The 22,438-nt window shown below is 71.9% G+C and carries 24 protein-coding genes; 22 read left to right on the top strand and 2 right to left on the bottom strand.

Going from position 1 to position 22,438, the window contains the following annotated elements:
* Positions 1 to 37: 37 nt before the first annotated feature.
* The 11 genes from EUA94_RS02900 to EUA94_RS02850 all read left to right on the top strand — a co-directional run bounded on the left by EUA94_RS02900 (position 38) and on the right by EUA94_RS02850 (position 9,803).
* Positions 38 to 1,054 carry a zinc-dependent metalloprotease gene (locus tag EUA94_RS02900; protein ID WP_340640849.1) on the top strand — a complete coding sequence of 339 codons (1,017 nt, stop codon included), beginning with the start codon at positions 38 to 40 and terminating at the stop codon, positions 1,052 to 1,054.
* Positions 1,051 to 2,031, top strand: a complete 981-nt coding sequence (gene tilS / locus EUA94_RS02895) for a tRNA lysidine(34) synthetase TilS (RefSeq protein ID WP_129424481.1) — start codon at positions 1,051 to 1,053, stop codon at positions 2,029 to 2,031. The genes EUA94_RS02900 and tilS overlap by 4 nt, the downstream gene beginning before the upstream one ends.
* A 102-nt stretch (positions 2,032 to 2,133) precedes the next feature.
* Positions 2,134 to 2,685 (top strand): hypoxanthine phosphoribosyltransferase, encoded by a 552-nt coding sequence (gene hpt, locus EUA94_RS02890; protein ID WP_129424479.1) that lies wholly within the window; start codon positions 2,134 to 2,136, stop codon positions 2,683 to 2,685.
* 92 nt (positions 2,686 to 2,777) lie between these two features.
* Complete coding sequence (ftsH, locus tag EUA94_RS02885; RefSeq protein WP_422879878.1) at positions 2,778 to 4,844, top strand: ATP-dependent zinc metalloprotease FtsH; 2,067 nt, start codon at positions 2,778 to 2,780, stop codon at positions 4,842 to 4,844.
* A gap of 95 nt (positions 4,845 to 4,939) precedes the next feature.
* Positions 4,940 to 5,461 carry a GTP cyclohydrolase I FolE gene (gene folE, locus EUA94_RS02880; RefSeq protein WP_242494650.1) on the top strand — a complete coding sequence of 174 codons (522 nt, stop codon included), beginning with the start codon at positions 4,940 to 4,942 and terminating at the stop codon, positions 5,459 to 5,461.
* A 32-nt stretch (positions 5,462 to 5,493) separates the two neighbouring features.
* Positions 5,494 to 6,306 (top strand): dihydropteroate synthase, encoded by an 813-nt coding sequence (folP, locus tag EUA94_RS02875; RefSeq protein ID WP_129424655.1) that lies wholly within the window; start codon positions 5,494 to 5,496, stop codon positions 6,304 to 6,306.
* Positions 6,303 to 6,677 (top strand): dihydroneopterin aldolase, encoded by a 375-nt coding sequence (gene folB, locus EUA94_RS02870; protein WP_129424473.1) that lies wholly within the window; start codon positions 6,303 to 6,305, stop codon positions 6,675 to 6,677. Before folP ends, folB begins: the two co-directional genes overlap by 4 nt.
* Positions 6,670 to 7,239 carry a 2-amino-4-hydroxy-6-hydroxymethyldihydropteridine diphosphokinase gene (gene folK / locus EUA94_RS02865; protein WP_129424471.1) on the top strand — a complete coding sequence of 190 codons (570 nt, stop codon included), beginning with the start codon at positions 6,670 to 6,672 and terminating at the stop codon, positions 7,237 to 7,239. Before folB ends, folK begins: the two co-directional genes overlap by 8 nt.
* Positions 7,240 to 7,263: 24 nt before the next feature.
* Positions 7,264 to 7,755, top strand: coding sequence for a DUF3180 domain-containing protein (locus tag EUA94_RS02860; protein WP_129424469.1), 492 nt, complete (start codon positions 7,264 to 7,266; stop codon positions 7,753 to 7,755).
* Between the two features lie 9 nt (positions 7,756 to 7,764).
* On the top strand, positions 7,765 to 8,382 hold the full coding sequence (locus EUA94_RS02855; protein ID WP_129424467.1) for a hypothetical protein: 618 nt from the start codon (positions 7,765 to 7,767) through the stop codon (positions 8,380 to 8,382).
* A 338-nt stretch (positions 8,383 to 8,720) separates the two neighbouring features.
* Positions 8,721 to 9,803 (top strand): GNAT family N-acetyltransferase, encoded by a 1,083-nt coding sequence (locus EUA94_RS02850; protein ID WP_207210371.1) that lies wholly within the window; start codon positions 8,721 to 8,723, stop codon positions 9,801 to 9,803.
* A gap of 27 nt (positions 9,804 to 9,830) precedes the next feature.
* On the opposite strand, the gene EUA94_RS02845 is transcribed toward EUA94_RS02850, so the two are convergent.
* On the bottom strand, positions 9,831 to 10,814 hold the full coding sequence (locus EUA94_RS02845; protein WP_422879877.1) for an ABC transporter ATP-binding protein: 984 nt from the start codon (positions 10,812 to 10,814) through the stop codon (positions 9,831 to 9,833).
* Between the two features lie 3 nt (positions 10,815 to 10,817).
* Between EUA94_RS02845 and EUA94_RS02840 the strand changes: the two genes are divergently transcribed.
* Genes EUA94_RS02840 through EUA94_RS02830 form a run of 3 tightly spaced genes read left to right on the top strand, consistent with a single transcriptional unit; the run spans position 10,818 to position 13,281 of the window.
* Positions 10,818 to 11,516, top strand: coding sequence for an ABC transporter permease (locus tag EUA94_RS02840; RefSeq protein ID WP_207210370.1), 699 nt, complete (start codon positions 10,818 to 10,820; stop codon positions 11,514 to 11,516).
* The gene (locus EUA94_RS02835; RefSeq protein ID WP_129424466.1) at positions 11,513 to 12,277 is read left to right on the top strand and encodes an ABC transporter permease; all 765 of its coding nucleotides are present in this window, start codon (positions 11,513 to 11,515) and stop codon (positions 12,275 to 12,277) included. Before EUA94_RS02840 ends, EUA94_RS02835 begins: the two co-directional genes overlap by 4 nt.
* Positions 12,278 to 12,330: 53 nt before the next feature.
* Positions 12,331 to 13,281 carry an ABC transporter substrate-binding protein gene (locus EUA94_RS02830; RefSeq protein WP_129424464.1) on the top strand — a complete coding sequence of 317 codons (951 nt, stop codon included), beginning with the start codon at positions 12,331 to 12,333 and terminating at the stop codon, positions 13,279 to 13,281.
* A 20-nt stretch (positions 13,282 to 13,301) separates the two neighbouring features.
* Here EUA94_RS02830 and EUA94_RS02825 read toward each other — a convergent pair whose 3' ends face one another.
* Positions 13,302 to 14,417, bottom strand: coding sequence for a glycosyltransferase family 2 protein (locus EUA94_RS02825; RefSeq protein ID WP_129424462.1), 1,116 nt, complete (start codon positions 14,415 to 14,417; stop codon positions 13,302 to 13,304).
* Positions 14,418 to 14,452: 35 nt separating this feature from the next.
* On the opposite strand from EUA94_RS02825, the gene EUA94_RS02820 reads away from it, so the two are divergent.
* The 8 genes from EUA94_RS02820 to EUA94_RS02785 all read left to right on the top strand — a co-directional run bounded on the left by EUA94_RS02820 (position 14,453) and on the right by EUA94_RS02785 (position 22,415).
* Entirely contained in the window at positions 14,453 to 15,568 is a 1,116-nt protein-coding gene (locus EUA94_RS02820) for a sulfotransferase family protein (protein WP_242494638.1), read from the top strand.
* Positions 15,565 to 16,515: a glycosyltransferase gene (locus EUA94_RS02815; RefSeq protein WP_129424460.1), complete on the top strand. Its 951-nt coding sequence runs from the start codon at positions 15,565 to 15,567 to the stop codon at positions 16,513 to 16,515. Before EUA94_RS02820 ends, EUA94_RS02815 begins: the two co-directional genes overlap by 4 nt.
* 224 nt (positions 16,516 to 16,739) lie before the next feature.
* Positions 16,740 to 17,639, top strand: coding sequence for a Rossmann-like and DUF2520 domain-containing protein (locus tag EUA94_RS02810; protein ID WP_129424459.1), 900 nt, complete (start codon positions 16,740 to 16,742; stop codon positions 17,637 to 17,639).
* A complete protein-coding gene (gene panC / locus EUA94_RS02805; RefSeq protein WP_129424457.1) occupies positions 17,636 to 18,574 on the top strand; it encodes a pantoate--beta-alanine ligase in 939 nt (312 codons plus the stop codon). Before EUA94_RS02810 ends, panC begins: the two co-directional genes overlap by 4 nt.
* Positions 18,575 to 18,579: 5 nt before the next feature.
* On the top strand, positions 18,580 to 18,996 hold the full coding sequence (panD, locus tag EUA94_RS02800; protein WP_129424455.1) for an aspartate 1-decarboxylase: 417 nt from the start codon (positions 18,580 to 18,582) through the stop codon (positions 18,994 to 18,996).
* Between the two features lie 22 nt (positions 18,997 to 19,018).
* A complete protein-coding gene (locus EUA94_RS02795) occupies positions 19,019 to 20,752 on the top strand; it encodes an L-aspartate oxidase (protein WP_129424453.1) in 1,734 nt (577 codons plus the stop codon).
* Positions 20,749 to 21,648, top strand: coding sequence for a carboxylating nicotinate-nucleotide diphosphorylase (nadC, locus tag EUA94_RS02790; RefSeq protein WP_129424451.1), 900 nt, complete (start codon positions 20,749 to 20,751; stop codon positions 21,646 to 21,648). Before EUA94_RS02795 ends, nadC begins: the two co-directional genes overlap by 4 nt.
* A complete protein-coding gene (locus EUA94_RS02785) occupies positions 21,645 to 22,415 on the top strand; it encodes a type III pantothenate kinase (protein ID WP_129424449.1) in 771 nt (256 codons plus the stop codon). Before nadC ends, EUA94_RS02785 begins: the two co-directional genes overlap by 4 nt.
* The last annotated feature ends 23 nt before the right edge of the window (positions 22,416 to 22,438 follow it).

Genomic DNA, 22,438 nt, shown 5'->3' with positions numbered 1-22,438 from the left:
AACGAGCCCGTATCGAGACCCCGGCTAGGGTCGAGAGATGAACATGGTCGACTGGGACTTCGCCGTGACCGTGGGTTCCAGGCTTGCGGGGCCCGGGCCGGAGGTGTCCGCCGCGGAGGCGCTGGCCGCCGTCGACGAGCTGCGCGAGGGAGCCGACCGCTCGACCCCGCTGGTCCAGGAGTTCACCGGCCTGCGGACCGAGGCGGGCACCGCACCCGTGCTCGTCGTCGACCGCGGCGGCTGGGTCCAGGCCAACGCCGACGGCTTCGCCAAGATCCTCGCCCCGATCGTCGACAAGCTCACCGAGAAGAAGGGCGAGCCCGGCGCGATCACCGGCGCCATCGGCTCCCGCGTCACTGGCGCCGAGGTCGGGCTCATGCTCGGCTTCCTCGGCACCAAGGTGCTCGGCCAGTTCGACCCCTTCTACTCCCCGCGCGGCCGGCTGCTGCTCGTGGCGCCCAACATCGTCCACGCCGAGCGCGAGATCGGCGCCGACCCCCACGACTTCCGGCTGTGGGTGTGCCTCCACGAGGAGACCCACCGGGTCCAGTTCACCGCCAACCCGTGGCTCGGCGAGCACCTCATGGAGCAGATGAATGCCGTGGCCGGGACGATCGAGCCCAGCGCGCTCGTCGAGGGCCTGCGCCGCGGCGCGGAGGCGATCCGCAGCGGCAACGGCTCTGTCCTCGACCTCGTCTCCTCACCCGAGCAGAAGGAGATCCTCGACCGGGTGACCGGCGTGATGTCGCTGCTCGAGGGCCACGCGGACGTCGTGATGGACGGCGTCGGCCCGACGGTGATCCCGTCGGTCGAGCAGATCCGCAAGAAGTTCAACCAGCGCCGCCAGGGCGCCGGCACCCTCGACAAGCTGCTGCGTCGCCTGCTCGGCCTCGACGCCAAGATGGCGCAGTACCGCGACGGCGCCGTCTTCGTGCGCCACGTCGTCGACAAGGTCGGCATGGCGGAGTTCAACGCCGTCTGGAGCGGGCCCGACGCGCTGCCGTCGAAGGCCGACATCGCCGACCCCGACGCCTGGATCACCCGCGTCCTGTGACGCTCCACCCCGCGCTCGCGGCGGTCCGGGTCCCGGTCCGCACGGTGCTCGGTCGCCTCGAGCCGGGGGACGTGGTGGCGGTCGCCTGCAGCGGCGGCGCCGACTCGCTCGCCCTGGCCTCCGCCGCGGTCTTCGAGGGGCACAAGCTGGGTCTGCGCGTCATCGGGGTGACCGTCGACCACGGCCTCCAGGCCGGCTCGGCCGCGCAGGCCGACCGCGTCGTCCAGCAGCTCGCGGCGATGGGCGTCGACGAGACGGTGACCGCGCGCGTCCAGGTCGACGGCCTGTCCCGGCTCGGTCCGGAGGCGGCCGCGCGGGAGGCGAGGTACGCCGTGCTCGAGGAGGTCGCGGGCCGACTCGGCGCCCGTACGGTCTTGCTCGGCCACACCCTCGACGACCAGGCCGAGACCGTGCTGCTCGGCCTCGCCCGCGGATCGGGCGGCCGCTCGCTGCAGGGGATGCGACCGGCCTTCGGCGTCTTCGCGCGCCCGCTGCTCGGCGTACGCCGTGACGACACCGTGACCGCCTGCCGGGTCGAGGGCCTCGAGCCGTGGGACGACCCGCACAACGACGACCCCGCCTTCACCCGCGTCCGGGTGCGGCACCGGGCGCTGCCGGTGCTCGAGGACGAGCTCGGCCCGGGGGTCGCGCAGGCGCTCGCCCGCACCGCCGACCAGCTCCGCGACGACACCGCCCTCCTGGACGACCTCGCCGCGGGCGTGCTCGAGGCCGCCCGCCGGCCGGGCGGCCTCGACGTCGAGGCACTCGCCGCCCAGCCGCCGTCGCTGCGCCACCGCGTCATCCACCGTGCGGCCCTGGAGGCCGGCGCACCGGCCTCCGAGCTCACCCGCCACCACGTGCTCGAGGTCGACCAGCTCATCGTCGCCTGGCGCGGCCAGCGCTGGGTCGACCTCCCCGGCCACCTGCGCGCGCTGCGCCGTGACGGCCTGCTGGTGGTCGAGCCCGCCGCACCATGATGGCAGTTCGCGGCCCTCGCCACGGACCCCACGCTCACGAGTCCTCGCCCGTTCGCGAACTGCCTGCACGGTGCTTCCGGAACTGCCCCTAGGCTGCAGCCCATGGACTCGTCCCACGTGGAGCACGACCTGGTCAACATCCTCTTCACCGAGGCGCAGATCCAGCAGCGACTGGGCGAGATGGCCCTCCAGATCACCGAGGACTACGAGGGTCGCGACCTCCTCGTGGTCGGCGTCCTGCGCGGCGCGGTGATGGTGATGGCCGACCTGGCGCGGGCGATGCCGATCCACCTGGAGATGGACTGGATGGCGGTCAGCTCATACGGCTCGGGCACGAAGTCGAGCGGCGTCGTGCGGATCCTCAAGGACCTCGACACCGACATCAGCGGCCGCGACGTGCTCATCGTCGACGAGATCATCGACACCGGCCTGACGCTCAGCTGGCTGGTCAACAACCTCTCGAGCCGCAGCCCGGCCAGCGTCGAGATCGCCACGCTGCTGCGCAAGCCCGAGGCGCTGTCGATGCCGGTCGAGCCGAAGTACGTCGGGTGGGACATCCCCAACGAGTTCGTCGTCGGCTACGGCCTCGACTACCGCGAGAGGTACCGCAACCTGCGCGACATCGGCACCCTCGCGCCGCACGTCTACTCCTGATCCGGTCGCACCGCTTCACCCCTCCTGAGAGAATGGGCGCCCGAGCGACCTGTAGCGTCGCCCCACCAACTCCGAACCGGTGAAAGTTGCCTGTGAAGCGCATATTCAAGGGTCCCTGGCTGTGGATCGTCCTCTCCGCCTTCGCGGTGCTCCTGGCGATCCAGTTCCTCGCGCCCAGTGACGGCTACGAAGAGGTCAACACCTCGACCATGACGAAGTACATCTCCTCGGGCGAGGTCGACAAGATCGAGTTCAACGGCGTGGACTTCGAGATGCGCGCCACCCTCGACGACGGCGTCCGCGACGGCGGCGCCAAGGTCGTTGCGACCTACGTCACCGGTGACGAGGAGAGGTTGATCGCTGCGGTCCAGGAGCAGTACGACAAGGGCACCATCGAGTCCTTCAAGGCCGAGACCCCGTCGCCGAGCTTCATCGGCTCGCTGCTCGCGACCCTGTTGCCCTTCGCGCTGATCATCCTGCTCTTCATCTTCCTGATGAACCAGGCCCAGGGCGGTGGCGGGCGCGGTGTGATGCAGTTCGGCAAGTCCAAGGCCAAGCTCATCACCAAGGACATGCCGAAGACGACCTTCAGCGATGTCGCCGGCTGCGAGGAGGCGATCGAGGAGCTCGGCGAGATCAAGGAGTTCCTCACCGACCCGGCCAAGTTCCAGGCCGTCGGCGCCAAGATCCCCAAGGGCGTCCTGCTCTACGGCCCTCCCGGCACCGGCAAGACCCTGCTGGCCCGCGCCGTCGCCGGCGAGGCCGGCGTCCCGTTCTACTCGATCTCCGGGTCCGACTTCGTCGAGATGTTCGTCGGCGTGGGCGCCTCCCGCGTGCGCGACCTGTTCGAGCAGGCCAAGGAGAACCCGCCGGCCATCGTCTTCATCGACGAGATCGACGCCGTCGGCCGCCATCGTGGCGCCGGCATGGGCGGCGGCCACGACGAGCGCGAGCAGACCCTCAACCAGCTGCTCGTCGAGATGGACGGCTTCGACGTCCGCGGCGGGGTCATCCTCATCGCGGCCACCAACCGGCCCGACGTGCTCGACCCCGCACTGCTGCGCCCGGGCCGCTTCGACCGCCAGATCGGCGTCGACGCCCCCGACCTCAACGGCCGTCACCAGATCCTCACGGTCCACTCCCGCGGCAAGCCGATCGCGCAGGACATCGACCTGCTGAGCATCGCGCGGCGTACGCCCGGCTTCACGGGTGCCGACCTGGCCAACGTGCTCAACGAGGCTGCGCTGCTCACCGCGCGCGGCAACCAGAAGCTGATCACCGATGCCGCCCTCGACGAGGCGATCGACCGCGTCATCGCGGGCCCGCAGCGTCGTACGCGCCTGATGAGCGAGCGCGAGAAGCTGATCACCGCCTACCACGAGGGCGGCCACGCCTTGGTCGCCGCGGCGCTGCCCGGCACCGACCCCGTGCACAAGGTGACGATCCTGCCGCGCGGTCGCGCGCTCGGCTACACGATGGTGCTGCCCGACCGCGACAAGTACTCCCAGACGCGCAGCGAGATGCTCGACAACCTCGCCTACATGCTCGGCGGGATGGCCGCGGAGGCGCTGATCTTCCACGACGTCACCTCGGGCGCCGGCAACGACATCGAGAAGGCGACCGGCCTCGCCCGGGCGATGGTCACGCAGTACGGCATGACCGAGCGCCTCGGTGCGGTCAAGCTCGGCGAGAGCAACTCCGAGCCCTTCCTGGGCCGCGACATGGGCCACACGCGCAACTACTCCGAGGAGACCGCAGCCGCGGTCGACGGCGAGATCAAGAAGCTGCTCGGCCACGCCCACCAGGAAGCCTTCGAGATCCTCGATCGCAACCGCGACGTGCTCGACACGCTGGTGCTGGCGCTCCTCGACAAGGAGACGCTCGACAAGGCCGAGATCGCCTCGATCTTCGAGGCGCTGCGGATGAGCCCGGCGCGTCCGGCGTGGACGGGCTCGCCCGAGCGCGTCCCCTCGACGATCCCGCCGGTCGACATCCCGCAGGAGATCCGCGACCGCGTCCACGCGGGAGCGGTCGCCCAGGAGGAGGAGACCCGCAGCGGCGGCGTGATCCTGACGCCGCCGGGTGCCGGGGGAGACATCCACGGTGCGCCTCAGGCCGGCCCCGACTCCCCGACTCCGCCCAGTCCGGACGCACCGTGACCGACCCCGTCACCGTGCCGGAGCGCTCGCCCGAGGACGTGCCCGACTTCGACCACCCCCGCGCCGAGGCGGCGATCCGCGAGCTGCTCGCGGCGATGGGCGAGGACCCGACCCGCGAGGGCCTGCTCGACACCCCGGCGCGCGTCGCCCGGGCGTACGCCGAGCTGACGCAGGGCCTGCGCCAGACCGCGCACGACGTGCTCACCACCACCTTCGACCTCGGCCACAACGAGATGGTGCTGGTGCGCGACATCGAGCTGTGGTCGATGTGCGAGCACCACCTCGTGCCGTTCACCGGCGTCGCCCACGTGGGCTACATCCCTGCCGTGACGGGCAAGATCACGGGCCTGTCCAAGCTCGCCCGGCTCGTCGACGTCTACTCCAAGCGCCCGCAGGTGCAGGAGCGGCTGACCACGCAGATCGCCGACTCGCTGATGGAGATCCTCGAGGCGCGCGGCGTCGTCGTGGTGATCGAGGCCGAGCACCTCTGCATGACGATGCGCGGGGTGAAGAAGGCCGGCGCCCGGACGATCACGTCGGCCGTGCGCGGCACGATGCTCACCGACCAGGCCACGCGTGCCGAGGCGATGGCGCTGATCCGCTCAGGCACCAGGTGAGCGAGGGCACCTCGCCCCGCAGGCCCCAGGTGATGGGGATCGTCAACGTCACCCCCGACTCCTTCTCCGACGGCGGCCAGCACGACACGACCGAGTCCGCGGTCCGCCACGGCAGGCTCCTGCTCGCGCAGGGCGCCGACCTCGTCGACATCGGCGGCGAGTCCACCCGCCCCGGCGCCACGCGGCCGCTGGTCGCCGAGGAGCTCGACCGCGTGGTCCCGGTGATCCGCGAGCTCGCCGGCGAGGGCGCGCTGGTCTCCGTCGACACGATGCGGGCCGAGGTCGCCGAGGCGGCGCTCGATGCGGGCGCCCGGATCGTCAACGACGTCTCCGGTGGCCTCGCCGACCCGCGGATCCTCGACGTGGTCGCCGGGTCCGATGCGACGTACGTCGCGATGCACTGGCGCGCGCACGCCGACCGGATGCGCGACTTCGCCGACTACGAGCCCGACGGCGTCGTGGAGTCCGTACGCCGTGAGCTGGGCGAGCGGCTCGACGCCGCAGAGGCCGCCGGCATCCCGCGCGAGCGGATCGTGCTCGATCCCGGGCTGGGCTTCGCCAAGCGGCCGCACCACAACTGGGAGCTGCTGGCGGCGCTCGACGTGCTGGCAGGGCTCGGCTGCCCGCTCCTGGTCGGCGCCAGCCGCAAGTCGTTCCTCGGGTCCCTGCTGGCAGACGAGGGCAGTCCCCGACCGGTCGACGAGCGCGAGCACGCCCACGCCGCACTCGTGGCGCTGCTGGCCGCCCGCGGCGTCGACTACCTCCGCGTGCACGACGTACGCGCCACCCGCGACGCGCTCGCCGTCGTTGCGGCGATGTCCCCCGACGAAGGAGAAGAGCGATGACCGACGAGCTGTCCGTGACCGGGATCGAGTGCTTTGCCCATCACGGTGTCTTCGACTTCGAGAAGCGGGACGGCCAGACCTTCGTCGTCGACCTCGTGCTCGGCCTCGACACCCGCGGGGCGGCCGCGTCGGACGACCTGGCGCAGACCGTGAACTACGGCACGTTGGCGCTCGACGTGAAGGCCGCGGTGGAGCGCGATCCGGTCGACCTGATAGAAACCGTGGTCCAGCGCATCGCCGATGTGTGCCTGTTGGAGAGTCGTGTTGAATGGGCGCGAGTCACGCTCCACAAACCTGATGCACCCATCGACGCGACGTACTCGGATGTCGCGCTGACGATCACCAGAACGCGAGGCAACGCTCATGACTGAGACCCCCAACCCCAACATCGTGGACACCGACTCCCTCACCGGCGAGATGCACCCGATCCGCCGCGTGGTCCTCGCCCTCGGGTCCAACCTCGGGGAGCGCCTCGCGTCCCTGCAGGGCGCGGTGGACGCACTCGCCGACACCCCCGACTTCTTCGTCACCGGCGTCTCGCCGGTCTACGAGACCGACCCGGTCGACGCGCCCGAGGGCTCCGGCCCCTACCTCAACGCCGTGCTGCTGGCCGACACGACGCTCCCCGCCGCCCGCCTCATGGAGCGAGCGCTGGCCGTCGAGGACGCCTTCGAGCGCGAGCGCAGCGAGGTCCGCAACGCGCCCCGCACCCTCGACGTCGACCTGATCGTGGTGGGCGACCGGCGCTCCAACGAGGACTTCCTCCGCCTGCCCCACCCGCGCGCCCACGAGCGTGCCTTCGTCCTCCAGCCGTGGCACGACCTCGAGCCCGACGCCGTCTTCCCCGACCGTGGCCCGATCGCGGACCTGCTCGGCGCGACGGACTCCACGGGAGTGCGCAAGCGCGAGGACATCGCGCTCGAGGTCGAATGACCACGACCGAATGAGCGAGACCGCGTGAGCGAGACCGGTCCGGAGGACCCTCCGGAACCGCGCGGCACGCTCCACCCCACCTCCGCCCGCGCCCTCACGGCCTGTGTCGTCGTCGGGCTGCTCGGCGGGTGGGCGATCCACCCCGTCATGAGCCGCGTCGCCGGCCGCCCGCCGCTCGTGTCGTGGACCCAGGCCCTGTCCCTGGTCCTGGTCGCGGTGATCATGGGCTTCCTCGCGTGGCACACCTGGCAGACCGTGCACGTGCGCGGCGAGCGCTTCGAGCCGCACCAGGCGATGAACCGGCTCGTGCTGGCCCGCGCGTGTGCGCTCGGGGGCGCGCTGGTCACCGCCGGCTACGTCGGGTACGCCGTCAGCTGGCTCGGTGACGGGTCCCAGCTCGCCGACCGGTGGATCCTCCGGTCGGTCGTCGCGGCTCTCGGCGGGCTCGGCGTGATGCTCGCCTCGCTCGCCCTCGAGCGTGCGTGTCGCGCCGACGGCGGTCGGCCGCAGCCCTAGTCTGACCCCATGCCTTCCCAGCAGCCCCAGCAGACACAGGCGTCACGTACGCCCGCTCGCCGGCGCCAGCGCAGCACGCGCCTGGTCGTCGCCATCGCCCTGCTCGCGGTCGCTGCCGCGGTCGTGCTCGGCGCCCTCGCGTCCTCCTCCGCCGTCCTCACCGCCGTCGCCGCCGTCCTGGCCGTGGTCGCGGGTGCCGCCGCCACGCGCATCACCCACACCGAGCTGATGCTGGCCCGGGTCGAGGCCGCGCAGGACCGCGCCGTCCAGGCCCAGGAGTACCGCGCCATCACCGAGCGTCGTACGGCCGAGTCGGCCGCGTTCGCCGCCGACATGCGCCGCAAGATCGTCGAGCGCGAGGAAGCGCTCGATGTCCTCGAGCGCGCGCTCTCCACGGCCCAGAAGAACGCCGCGGAGCAGACCGTGAAGCGCGCCCAGGAGGCCCGCCGGGCCGACTCCGCCGAGCGGGGTCGCACCACCGCCGAGCTCGGTCGCGACCAGGCCGACCACCGCGCCGCCGAGGCCATCGTGGCCGTCGCCGAGCTCGAGGCCGAGGTCGACGCCCTCCGTGCCGAGGTGGAGGCGCTCCGCGCAGCCGCCGCCCGGCGCGACCACCGCAGCGCCTGATCCGCACCTTCATCGCTCGCCTGCCGAGCGGTGTGCGAGACATGTTCTGACCCCTCGGAACCTGCGCCGCGCACCGCTGGAGCCGTACGCCCGTTGCGAGCGGTGAGTGAGACATCTTCCGAGCGCTGAGAACCTGCGCCACGCACCGCTGGTGCCGTACGCGAGCGGTGCGTGAGGAGGGCTCCGAACCGCCGGCATCCGCCTCACACACCGCCCATCGGCGTGTCCTCGTACGACGCGCCGGCGAGCGGTGGCTGAGGGGTGTTCGGCGGCCCCGGAATGCCCGTCACACACCGCTCGGCGCGGACTCCCATCCGCGTGCGGAAGGATGGTCCCTCGTGATCCCCGACGACAACCGGTTCGCGAGCGACCCCGACGACGTGCTGCCCCAGGACCCGGGCCTGCCGGAGGGCTGGGTCGCGGACGTCCCCGACGGCACGGACCACGGGACGGTCGAGCGGCTGACCGAACTCCTGCGCGCCCACGAGCGCGCCGGACGTGGGTGGGCGGGGGCCGGTGAGGAGGACGTCCTCGTCGAGGTTTCCGACCGCGGCCTGAGCACGCGCGAGAACCTCGTCGTACGCGATCCCGAGGGCCGCATCCAGGCCTGGGGGAGCGTCCACGACCGCGCCGAGGGCCGGATGCTCTTCGTGCACGTCGTCGACCGCGAGATCGACGAGCGGCTGGCCGACCGGTGCAGCGAGGTGCTCTTCGAGTGGGCCGACGCGCAGGCCAAGGCGGTCGGCGCGGCCCGCGGACTGCCGACCCAGCAGGTCGACACCGGCGCCTTCGCCGACGACGAGCGCCAGCACGGCTGGCTCGCCGACGCCGGCTTCGACCGCGTCCGCACCTGGTGGCAGATGAGCCGGTCGGTCGAGTCCGCGGAGTCCGAGCTGGTGCCCGACCCCGCGCGATGGGAGCGCAACGGCGTCGTGTTCCGGCTGGTCGAGCGGCAGGGTGACGGCCTGCCCGACGAGGCCGACCTCCGCGCCGTCCACGAGGTGCTCGAGGGCGCGTTCACCGATCACTTCAACTCCGCCGAGGAGACCTTCCACGAGTTCATCCACCGGCTGCGCGAGGACCCCGGTCACCGCTGGGACCACTGGTGGCTCGCGGAGATCATCGACGGCGACGAGCCCGAACCCGCCGGTGCCCTCGTCGGCACGGTGAGCGAGTCCTCGACGGGCCCCGACGGGTCGTACGTGTCCTACCTCGGCGTCCTCGAGTCGGCGCGGGGGCGCGGCGTCGCCACCGGGCTGCTCCGCACGATCATCGCCGACGCTGCCTCGCGGCAGCGCGACCGCGTCGGCCTCGAGGTCGACGCCGACTCACCGACCGGTGCCGACGGGCTCTACACCTCGTTGGGGTGGGGCACGAAGTACGTCACCGAGTCCTGGCACCGGGATGTGCCGGTCACGTAGAGCGCGAGGAACGAGCGCTCGGGAGACTCAGCGCAGCGACTCGCGCAGCGCGCGGTGCACCCCGGCCGGGGTGAGCACGCCGACGAAGGTCGGGCCGCGGCGTACGCCGATCATCGGCTTGTCGTCGCGGAGCATCGCGGCGAGCGCCTGCTCGAGCGAGGAGTCGATGTCGATCGCCGAGCCCAGGTCGCCGGTGGCGATGCCGTCGAGCGGCTCGAGGTGCTCCTCGCGGAGCCGCGTGACGGTCAGCGTGCGGAGGCCGCCGGCGCCGACGAAGTCGGCGACCTGCTCGTCGGCCGGGTGGGCGAGGAGCTCAGACGGTGTGGCGTACTGCGAGAGCACCCCGCCGCCGGCGAAGACGGCCACGCGGTCGCCCATCCGGATCGCCTCGTCGATGTCGTGGGTGACGAGGACGACGGTCTTGCCGAGCTCGGCCTGGAGCCGGCGGAACTCGTCCTGAAGCCGGCCGCGGACCACCGGGTCGACGGCGCCGAAGGGCTCGTCCATCAGCAGGACGGGCGGGTTCGCGGCCAGCGCACGTGCCACGCCGACGCGCTGCCGCTGACCACCCGAGAGCTCGTGCGGGTAGCGACGGGCGTACTGCTTCGGGTCGAGGCCGACGGTGTCGAGCAGCTCGTGGGCCCGCTCCCGCGCGGTCGCCTTCGACTCGCCGTAGAGCAGCGGGACGGTCATGACGTTCTGCTCGATGCGCTGGTGGGGGAACAGGCCGATCTGCTGGATGACGTAGCCGATGCCGCGGCGCAGCTCGACGGGGTCGGCGTCGGTGACGTCCTGGCCGTCGAGCCAGATGCGGCCGGTGGTGGGCTCGATCAGGCGGTTGATCATCTTCAGCGTCGTGGACTTGCCGCACCCTGACGGACCGACGAGGCAGACCATCTCGCCGCGGGCGACCTCGAGGTCGAGCTCGTGGACTGCGACCGTGCCGTCGGGGTAGGTCTTGCCCACTCCCTCGAGCCGGATCATCGCGTCGCCGCTCCGTGTAGCGTCCATGCGGTGACCTTACTGGGAGCCGCCGACGACCCGAGCTGCTACAGCCGCCTCGTCAACGACTGGGTCTGCATGGACTACGTCACCGACCGGCAGCAGGAGATCGTCGAGGCGACGATCCAGCACATCGGCATCACCGTCGTGTCCGTCGTGCTCGGGCTGCTCATCGCGTTCCCGCTCGCGCTGCTGGCGCGTCGGGTGCCGCGCCTCGAGTCGGCGATCCTCGGCATCACCACCGGGATCTACACCGTGCCGTCGCTGGCACTCTTCCCGCTCCTCGTGCCCTTCACCGGACTGACGGCGACGACGGTGGTGATAGGGCTGGCGCTCTACGCGCTGACGATCCTCGTGCGAAGCCTGCTCGAGGGGCTGCGGTCCGTGCCCGACGACGTACGCGAGTCCGCGACGGGCCTCGGCTACGGCCGCGGCCAGCTGCTGCTCAAGGTCGAGCTCCCGCTGGCTCTTCCGGTCGTGATGGCCGGCCTCCGCGTCGCCACGGTCTCGACGGTCGCGCTGACGACGGTCGGCTCGCTCGTCGCGTACGGCGGGCTGGGCAACCTCATCAAGGACGGGGTGCTCACCAACTTCCGCGCCGAGCTCTTCACCGCCTCGCTGCTCTGCGTCGTGCTGGCCTTCGCCCTCGACGCGCTGCTGGTGCTGGTGCAACGCATGCTGACGCCCTGGACGAGGGGAGTCCGCGCATGAGGGTCTTCTCCGACATGTGGGCCTACCTCTCCGACGGCGCCAACTGGGCGGGGAGCGACGGCATCGCCGCCCTCCTCGGCCAGCAGCTGCTGCTCACGGTGACGGCGCTGCTGATGGCCATGGTCGTCGGCCTGCCGATCGCCCTGTGGCTCGGCCACCTCGGTCGCGGTGGCTTCCTGGCGATCAACATCTCCAACGTGGGCCGCGCCATCCCGACCTTCGCGCTGCTGGCCCTGCTGGTCGTCGCGTCGTGGCCGGGCACCGACGTGCTCGGCCCGTACGGCCGTGCCGGGCTGGCCACGCTGATCGCGCTGACGCTCTTCGCGCTGCCGCCGATCATCACGAACTCGTACGTCGCCATGCGCGAGGTCGCGCCCGACGTCCGGGAGGCCGCCCGGGGCATGGGCATGACGGGGCAGCAGCGCTTCTGGCGGGTCGAGCTGCCGCTCGGCCTGCCGCTCGTGGTGTCGGGCCTCCGGCTCGCACTGGTGCAGGTGTGGGCCACCGCGACCATCGCCGCGCTCGTCGCCGGGCCGGGGCTCGGCCAGATCATCACCGACGGCTTCTTCCGCTCCAACTACGGCAAGGGCATCGCCGGTGCGCTGGTCGTGGCGGCGGTGGCGCTCGTCCTCGAGCTGCTGGCCGCGCTGGTCCAGCGGGCGGTCGACCCCACGCGTCGTGGCACCCCTTCAGGTGGTCACACGGACGCGTTGTCGGTGACCGGGGCTACCGTTGAGTCGCCCGCCGAATCCGTCGGCTGACGACGCACATCCGGACACGCGCAGCCGACGCTGCGGGACACAAAAGGAACACCATGCACCTCGCACGCTCCCTGGCCGCGGTCCTCGCCGCCAGCGCACTCGCCCTCACCGGCTGCGCCGGTGACGACCTCGCCGACGACAACGCCTCCGACGACTCGAGCCCGTCGGCCAGCGCCGACAAGGGCTCGGTGACCATCGCCGGCCAGAACTTCCCGGAGGCGACCCTCGTTGCCTCGATGTACGAGCAGCTCCTCGAGGACGCCGGCTACACCGTCGAGACCAAGCTCGTCGACTCCCGTGACGCCTACATGCCGACGTTCCCGGGCGATGTCGACATCGTCCCCGAGTACGTCGGCGGCATCGTCAACTTCCTCAACTCGCAGGAGAACGGCGACTCCGCCGAGCCGTTCGAGGCCGGTGACGGCCAGCAGCTGGCCGACGACGGCGCCGACCTCCTCGAGGCAGCCGGCATCGAGCTCCTCGACGTCTCGCCGGCCACCGACACCAACGCCTTCTTCGTCACCCAGGAGTACTCGGACGCCGAGGGCGTGACCACGCTCTCCGACCTCGAGGGCACGAGCGTCGTACTGGCCGCTGCCCCCGACTGCGAGGGTCGTCTCGACTGCGAGGGCGGCCTCTCCGACGAGTACGGCATCGACGTCACCAAGGTGCTCGAGCTCGGCTACGCCTCGGACCAGACCTACCAGTCGGTCATCGACGGTGAGTCCCAGCTCGGCGAGACCTCGACCACCGACGGCACCCTGGAGTCCCAGGGCCTCGTCGTCCTCGAGGACGACAAGGCGATCCAGCCCGCGCAGAACCTCGTGCCGGCGATCTCGGCCGACTTCCTCGAGGCCAACCCGGACGTCGCCGACATCCTCAACCCGCTGATGGCGGCCCTGACGACCGAGGGGCTCACCGAGCTCAACGGCCAGATGGCCGTCGACCGCGCGAAGCCCGAGGACGTGGCCAAGGAGTTCCTCGAGTCCGAGGGCCTGCTCTGAGACGTGCGGCGTATCGAGATCTAGTGAGTGACTTCGTGGTCCCGGAGTGCCAAGGCCTCCGGGGCCACGGTCGTCTCGTCGAGCACTGACGGCGGCACCCAGAGCCTCCAGTCACCCGTCGCGACGTCCTGGACGCGGGGCGCCGGTCCGTCGAGGGTGGCGACCCACTCCATCAGGGCGGTGATCTCCGCGCGCCGGTCCTCCTCGACGAGCCAGCCGGCGAGCCGGTGGACCGGCGGCAGCCCGCTGTGCACCAGCGACCGCTGGCCCCACAGCTCGAGCACACCCGCCCGCAGCAGCCGCCACCACTCCTCGGGCGCCCCGGGCACCAGCAGGAAGTAGCGCCAGAGGTCGCCCGCCAGGACCCGATCGACGAAGACCTCCTCGACCTCGGCCGAGCCGTACGCCCGCACCGAAGCCAGTGACTGGCGCTTCGTCTCCCAGCGGTCGGCGAGGTCCTGCACCGACGAGGCGCGGGTCTGGGTGATCGATCCCTCGCGGATCCGCCAGTGGTACGTCGTCTCGGGCAGCACGTCGAACCGGCCCGCGAGGAACGCGCGGGTGGTCGTCGGCTGGTCCTCGTAGCGCACGCCCTCGGGCCAGGTCAGCCCCGCGGAGTCCCAGAACGACCGGCGGAACACCTTGTTCCACGCGAACACGTCGCCGAGGATCTCGGGCCGGTCCTCGACCCGCGCGCCGCGGAGGGGCCGGTGGAGCCGGCGCATCCACGGCGGCTCGACCAGGTCGTCGCCCTCCCAGCGCACGATCGAGCCGGTGGCGAAGTCGGAGCCCGAGTCCTGGAGCGCGGCCACCAGGTCGGCGTACGCGGTGGGCGGGAGCACGTCGTCGGAGTCGAGGAAGGCGAGGTAGTCGCCGCGCACCTGCACCGTGCCGAGGTTGCGGGCCGCGCCGAGGCCGCCGTTGACCGAGTGGACAACGGTGATGCGCGAGTCGCGGTGCGCCCACTCGTCGGCGATCTCCCCGGTGCGGTCCGTCGAGCCGTCGTCGACGATGACGGCCTCCCAGCGGCGGTGCGTCTGGGCGAGGAGGGACCGGATGCAGTCGTCGAGGTAGTCCTCCACGCCCCACGCGGGGATCACCACGCCGAGAAGGGGAGCGCGGGAGAAGAGGCTCATGAGGCCGGACCCTAGCCGCCGGTAGGCTGCCCGCCGTGACTGAGCAGGCCAGAGCGATCGACGAGATGAACCCCGACGGTGTGCCGCGGAAGGTCCTCTTCGTCGCCGGTGCCGGTCGCAGCGGCACGAGCACGCTGGCGGGCGTCGTCTCCCGGCTCGGCATGCACGTCCCGCTGCCCGAGGTGCCGCCCGACGACTCCAACCCGCGCGGCTTCAGCGAGCCGCAGTGGGTGGTCGACGTCCACGACGAGTGGCTCGCCGAGGCGCTCGTGCAGGTCAGCGACTCGCGTCCCAACGCCTGGTTCGACACCGGGCGCATCTGCAGCCGCGAGCCCGCCCGGATCCGGGTCAGCGAGTGGCTCGAGCCGCACTTCGACCAGCACCCCGAGCTCGTCATCAAGGACCCGCGGCTCAGCTGGTTCCTCGGCCTGTGGCGCGTCGCCGCGATCCGCACCGGCGCCACCCCGGTCTTCGCCACGATGCTGCGCCCGCCGGCGGAGGTCGTCGGCTCGAAGCAGAAGTACTACGCCAACAAGCTCGGCTCGGCACACCTGGCCGCGAGCTGGGTCAACATGCTGCTCCACACCGAGCGCGCCACTCGCAGCGTCGAGGGCCTGGGCGACGGCGGAGCTGGTCAGGGCCGGGTCTTCGTGCGCTACGAGGACCTGCTCACCGACTGGGTGAAGACGACCACGGCGCTCGGCCACTCCCTCGACCTCCAGACGATCATCCACACCCGCAGCGACCAGATCCGCGAGGTGCACCGCTTCATCGACCCGCACCTGCGCCGCGTCACCTCGACCCTCGACGACCTCGCCCTGCCGAAGCGGCTGCACGACCTCACCGGCCAGACGTGGGAGGAGCTCAACAAGCTCGCCGACGAGGGCGGCGACACCGCCGAGGCGCACGCGACGTTCGACCAGCTCCGGGAGGCGTACGTCGAGCTCTACGAGGAGGCCGAGGCGATCAGCCGCTCGACCGCCGAGCACGCGCGCCTCCAGGCGAGGCGCCGGGCGCGGGCCGAGGGTGCCGACGAGCCCCGCTCGCTCGCCGACCGCGTGCCCCACGACGTACGCGCCGCGATCCCGCCGTCGGTGCGGCGCGGGATGCGCAAGGCGCTGGGCCGCTCCCGCGAGCCGGGCGAGCAGTGACCGTCCCGATCGGCTCGGGGCACGGCCTCACCAACCTCGAGGGCCACGAGGACTTCGACATCGTCTGGCCATGGAACCAACCGGGCGGACTCCGCCGCGGCGCCACCGCGGTGCTGCGCGTCAAGAACGAGGCGCCCGGCCTCCGCTTCGTGCTGCCGCCGCTGCTGCGGGCGTGCGACCACGTGCTGATGGTCGACAACGGGTCGGACGACGGCACCGGCGACGAGGCGTTGCGCGTCGCCGCCGAGCACGGCCTCGCCGACCGGTTCACCCTGAAGGAGTACCCCTTCCAGGTCGCGCGCGCCGGTGGCGAGCACCTCTCCGTCAACGAGCGGTCGGTCCACTCGCTCGCCTACTTCTACAACTGGTGCTTCTCCCACGTCCGCACCCGCTACTCGTGGAAGTGGGACGGCGACATGGTCCTCACCACCGAGGGCGAGGTGTCGATGGCCGACCTGTCGTGGCAGGTCGGGATGGCCGAGGCGGTCATCCGGTTCCCGCGCCACGGGCTCTACATCGAGTCGGACCGCAAGGCCTACCTCGACCTCGGCCTGCGCAACATCGAGGAGTGGGGCTTCCCGATGAGCCCCGACTACGTCTACACCAAGGCGCCGGAGTGGGAGATCCGTACGACGCCGGACCGGATCGAGCAGTTCGCCCTGCCGCAGGGCCTCTGCGTCGAGCTCAAGTGGCTCGACGGCGACGAGTTCGCCCACTGGACCAACCCGGAGGCCTTCGCCACCTCGATCCGCAACCGCCGCAAGCGGCGCGAGTGGCTCGTGTGGAACGCGCTCCACGACGGCGAGGTCCCCGAGGGCGTCGTCGAGATCGTCGCGCCCGAGGGCGTGCACGTGGTCGACCACGTCACCCACACCTGGCTGCCCCGCGCGCCCCGCCCGTTCGTGGTCGACGACCCCGACCACGCCCAGCTCCACCTGCGCGCCTGACAGTCCGCGCCCGCGCTCGGCATCTAGGGACGTTCTGGTAGGTCGATCGAGCTCTCCACCTACGAGAACGTCCCTAGATACCCGGGCGGCGACGGGGCGTACGTCGCGGGCGACGTGGCGTGCGTCACCCCTTCGGGGCGTTCCACCGCGGAATCGGCAGGCGTACGCTCGAGGTTGATCGCAGTAGATCGGTACCCGCGAGGGACTGAAACGAAGAGGTCGACATGACGAAGCACTCCATTGGCGTGATCGGCGCAGGCCGCGTCGGCGCCGTCCTGGCCGCCGCGCTCCGCGCCGCGGGCCACGAGATCGTCTCCGCTGCCGGCGAGTCCGACGCCTCGCGCCGGCGGATCGAGGCGCTGCTTCCCGGGGTCGAGGGGGCCAAGCCCACCGACGTCGCCCGCGGGTGCGACCTCCTGCTGCTGACGGTGCCCGACGACATGTTGTCCAACGTCGTCACGATGCTCGCCGCGAGCGGAGCGATCCGCGAGGGCCAGGTCGTCGTGCACACCAGTGGGCGCCACGGCCTCGCCGTGCTCGCGCCCGCCCGCGCGGTCGGCGCCCGCACCATCGCGATGCACCCGGCGATGACCTTCACCGGCACCGCCCTCGACCTCACCCGCCTCTCCGGCTGCGTCTTCGGGGTCACCGCCGACGACGCCGACCGGGCCCTCACGGAGAGCCTCGTCGCCGACCTCGGCGGGCGCCCGATGTGGGTCCCCGAGGACCGTCGCACGCTCTACCACGCAGGCCTCGCCCACGGCGCCAACCACCTCGTCACCCTCGTCACCGAGGCCATGGAGATCCTGTCCGCGGCCGGAGCCGACGCCCCGGCCGCGACCCTGCGCCCGCTGCTCACCGCAGCGCTCGACAACGCGCTCGACCACGGCGACGCGGCGCTGACGGGCCCGATCGTCCGTGGCGACGTCGAGACGGTGCGGGCCCACCTCGCCGACCTCGTCACCACCGCGCCGCAGACGCTGCCGTCGTACGTCGCCATGGCCCGCGCCACGCTCGACCGCGCCGTCACCGACGGGCGGCTCCTGCCGATCCGCGCGTCGAAGATGCTGCGGGTGCTCGACGCCGCCGAGGTCGCCGCCCCGGTGGACCACCGCGCTCGATGACCTCGAGCCCCGTCCTCGCCCACACCCGCGAGGAGCTCGCCGACCTGCTCGCCGACGCCCGCCGGGCAGGCGCGCCGGTCGCGTTCGTGCCGACGATGGGCGCGCTCCACGAGGGCCACGCCAGCCTGATGCGTACGGCCCGCGAGGCGACGGCCGGGCCTGTCGTGGTGAGCATCTTCGTCAACCCGATGCAGTTCGCCCCGACCGAGGACCTCGACCGCTACCCCCGCACCCTCGAGGCCGATCTCGAGGTCTGCGCGGCCCAAGGGGTCGACGTGGTCTTCGCGCCCGCGGTCGAGGAGATGTATCCCGGCGGCTTCACCCACGACTCCGTCCACGACGGCGTGACGGTGGCGCCCGGTGTGCTCGCCACGATCCTCGACGGGAAGTCCCGCCCGGGACACTTCGACGGCGTGCTGACCGTCGTCGCCAAGCTCTTCGGCCTGGTCCGCCCCGACGTCGCCGTCTTCGGGCAGAAGGACTACCAGCAGCTCACCCTGATCCGGCTGATGGTCCGGGACCTCTGCCTGGGCATCGAGATCATCGGCGGCGAGACGGTCCGTGAGCCCGACGGCCTCGCGCTGTCGAGCCGCAACCGCTACCTCGACGCCGACCAGCGGCGTACGGCCGTCGCGCTGAGCCGGGCGCTGCGGGCTGCCCGGGAGCGAGCGGCGTACGGCGTGCCCGCCGCGCGCTGGGCCGCGATGTCGGTCCTCAAGGACGAGCCGGGACTCGAGCTCGACTACCTCGCCCTCACCTCGACCGACCTCGGCGAGGCACCGGAGACCGGCGAGGGCCGGATCCTGGTGGCCGCGCGCGTGGGGACGACGCGCCTGATCGACAACATGCCGATCGTGTTCGACCGGATGACTCCAGATCTCGTGACGGCGGGGACCGCATCCGCGGCCTCGACCACCTCGGAAGGGAACGGCTGAGACTGATGTTGCGCACCATGATGAAGTCCAAGATCCACCGGGCCACGGTCACCCAGGCCGACCTCCACTACGTCGGCTCGGTGACGGTCGACGAGGACCTGCTCGACGCCGCCGACCTGCTGGCCGGCGAGCTCGTCCACATCGTCGACGTCACCAACGGCGCCCGCCTCGAGACGTACACGATCGCCGGCGAGCGCGGCTCCGGCGTGATCGGCATCAACGGCGCCGCGGCCCGACTCGTGCACCCCGGCGACACCGTCATCCTCATCGGCTACGGCCAGATGGAGACCGCGGAGGCCAAGCAGCACCAGCCGCACGTCGTATTCGTCGACGCCGACAACAAGATCATGGCGACCGGCTACGACCCCGCCGAGACCTTCGGCGAGAAGTCCCTCACGCGCGGCGACCTCCTCGCCCGATGACCGCACTCGCTAGCCTCCACGAATGACTCGACACCGGCCGGTCCCCGGCCGCCTGCGCGCACCGGCGCCCGGCTGGACCACCCGCGCCGACGTCGTGGTCGTGGGCTCCGGCATCGCCGGGCTGACGGCCGCGCTCCGCATCCACGCCGCCGACCCCTCGCTGCACCTGCTGGTGGTCACCAAGGACGTCCTGGCCGCCGGCTCGACGCAGTGGGCGCAGGGCGGCATCGCGGCCGCGCTGGGCCCGGGCGACACCCCCGAGCAGCACGAGCGCGACACCCTCGTGGCCGGTGCGGGCGCGTGCGACGTCGAGGCCGTACGCGTGCTGGTGACCGAGGGCCCGGAGGCGGTCCGCGAGCTGATCGCCCTCGGCACGCAGTTCGACCACCACCCCGACGGCGAGCTGTCGCTGACCCGCGAGGGCGGCCACCACCGCGACCGGATCGCCCATGCGGGCGGCGACGCCACCGGCGCCGAGATCCAGCGCGCCCTCATCGCCGCCGTCGAGCGGGCGCCGGAGATCGAGGTCATCCAGCACGCGCTCGCGGTCGACCTCCTCCGGTCGGCCGACGGATCCGTCGCCGGGCTCACCCTCCACGTGCTCGGCGAGGGCCAGCACGACGGCGTCGGTGCCGTGCACTGTCGCGCGGTGGTGCTCGCCTCGGGTGGTCTCGGCCAGGTCTTCAGCCAGTCGACCAACCCCAGCGTCTCCACCGGTGACGGGATGGCGGTCGCGCTGCGCGCCGGAGCGCGGTTGCGCGACCTCGAGTTCGTCCAGTTCCACCCGACCGTGATGTGGCTCGGCCCCGACTCGCAGGGCCAGCAGCCGCTGATCTCCGAGGCCGTGCGCGGCGAGGGCGCGTTCCTCGTCGACTTCGAGGGCACGCGCTTCATGCAGGGCGAGCACGAGCTCGCCGACCTCGCGCCGCGCGACGTGGTCGCCAAGGCCATCACCCGCCGGATGATCGAGACCGGGAAGCCGCACATGTGGCTCGACGCGCGCCACCTGGGGCTGCCCGCGAGCGAAGCGAGCCCCCTCGGTGATCGAGTAGGCGGCGAGGCACGAGACGCCGTATCGAGATTCTGGAGCAAGCGCTTCCCCACGATCCTCGGCGTGTGCCGCGAGCACGGCGTCGACCCCGTCACCGAGCTCATCCCCGTCGCCCCGGCCCAGCACTACGCCTCCGGCGGCGTCGCGACCGACCTGTGGGGGCGTACGTCCGTGCCCGGCCTCTACGCGACCGGCGAGGTCGCCTGCTCCGGGGTGCACGGCGCCAACCGGCTGGCGTCCAACTCGCTGCTCGAGGGCCTGGTCTTCTCCCGCCGCATCGCCGACGTGCTGCCCGGCGAGCTGCGGGCCTGGGCCGAGCCGGCCGTCGACCACCGCTCCGAGGGCCTCGTCGACGGTGAGCTCCGCCGGGCGATCCAGGACGTGATGACCACCCGTGTCGGCGTGCTGCGCACGGCCGCCGGGCTCGCCGAGGCGATCGCATTCCTCGGCACCCTCGATCCCGGCGACCCGGATGTCGGCCCGCCGGCCTGGGAGACCAGCAACGTCCACACCATCAGCACCGCCCTCGCCGCGGCCGCCGCGCTGCGCACCGAGACCCGCGGCTCCCACTGGCGCGAGGACTTCCCCGACCGCGACGACGCGAAGGCCGGGCACGTCGACTCCTGGCTCGAGGGCGACGGCACCATCAGCGTCGAGTGGACGTACGCCCTCTCGACCGACCCGAGCACGGAGGTGCCGGCATGACGAGCATCGAGGACGTCCCCGCTGACGTCCGAGCCGACCTGGCCGCCGCGGGTCTCGACGAGGGCCACGTCTGGGACACCGTGGTCCGCGCGCTGCGCGAGGACCTGCCCGACGGTCCGCCCGACCCCACCAGCTGGGCCACGATCTCCGAGGGCGCCACGGCGGAGGCGGTGTTCGCGGCACGGGAGCCCGGCGTCGTCGCCGGCCTGGCCGTGGCTGCCGTCGTCTTCCACATGCTCGGCACCGAGGTGTCCGACCGCGTCCCCGACGGCACTCGCGTCGCGAAGGGCGATGTCGTCATGCGCGTCGCCGGACACACCCGCCAGCTCCTGGTCGCCGAGCGCACGGCGCTCAACCTCGCCTGCCACCTCTCCGGCATCGCGACGGCCACCTCGCACTGGGTCGAGGCCCTCGCCGGCTCGACGACCCGCGTCCTGGACACCCGCAAGACCCTGCCTGGCCTGCGCGCCCTCCAGAAGTACGCCGTCCGCTGCGGCGGCGGCGTGAACCACCGCTTCGGGCTCACTGACATGGCGATGGTCAAGGACAACCACGTGATCGCCGCCGGGGGAGTGCTGCCGGCGCTGGCGGCCATCCGGTCCGGCTACCCAGGCCTGCCCGTCGAGGTCGAAGTGACCACCCTCGACCAGCTCGACGCCCTGCTCGCGCTGCCCGAGCCCCCGGAGCGGATCCTGCTCGACAACATGAGCGACGAGCTGATGACCGAGGCCGTACGACGTACGGCCGGGCGGGTTCCGCTCGAGGCCAGCGGCGGGATCACCCTCGAGCGCGCCGCCCGGATCGGGGCGACCGGCGTCGACTTCGTGTCGGTCGGCGCCCTCACCCACTCCGTCATCGTGTTCGACATCGGCATGGACCTCATGGAGACGCGATGAGTTTGCTCGCGGCCGACATCGGCAACAGCCACACGTTCCTCGGTCTCCTCGACGGCGACGAGGTCACCGCGCACTGGCGCGTCAACACCGACGAGCGCCGGACCGCCGACGAGTGGTCGGTGCTGCTGCGCGGGCTGCTCGCGGAGCGGGTGGCCGACGTGGACGGCATCGCGGTCTGCGCGACCGTCCCGGCCGTCCTGCACGAGTGGCGCGAGATGCTCGAGCGCCACTTCGGTGACGTGAAGGCCATCGTGGTCGAGCCCGGCGTCCGCACCGGTATCCCGGTGCTGATGGACAACCCGCGCGAGGTCGGCACCGACCGCATCGTCAACTCGCTCGCCGCCGCCACCCTCCACGGCGGACCGGCCATCGTCGTCGACTTCGGCACCGCGACGACGTTCGACGTGGTCAATGCCCAGGGGCAGTACGTCGGCGGCGCGATCTCGCCCGGCATCGAGATCTCCCTCGAGGCGCTGGGCCGCCGCGGCGCGCAGCTGCGCAAGGTCGAGCTCGTACGACCGCGATCGGTGATCGCGAAGAACACCGTCGAGGCCCTCCAGAGCGGAATGCTCTTCGGCGTCGCGTCGCAGGTCGAGGGCCTGGTCGCGCGGATGATCGCCGAGCTCGGCGAATCTCCCGAGGACGTCACCGTCATTTCGACGGGTCATTGGGCGACGCTTCTCGTCGATGATTGTTCATGTTTCAACGTGCATTCCCCGTGGCTCACCTTGCAGGGCCTGCGTTTGGTGTTCGAACGCAATTGCTGAATGAACGCGTCAAGGATTCCTGA

It is taken from the genome of Nocardioides zhouii, from assembly GCF_004137345.1.
In the GTDB taxonomy this organism is placed as follows: Bacteria; Actinomycetota; Actinomycetes; order Propionibacteriales; family Nocardioidaceae; genus Nocardioides; species Nocardioides zhouii.
The sequence above is the reverse complement of the archived record's forward strand: the minus strand, read 5'-3'. Positions and strand labels throughout refer to the sequence as shown.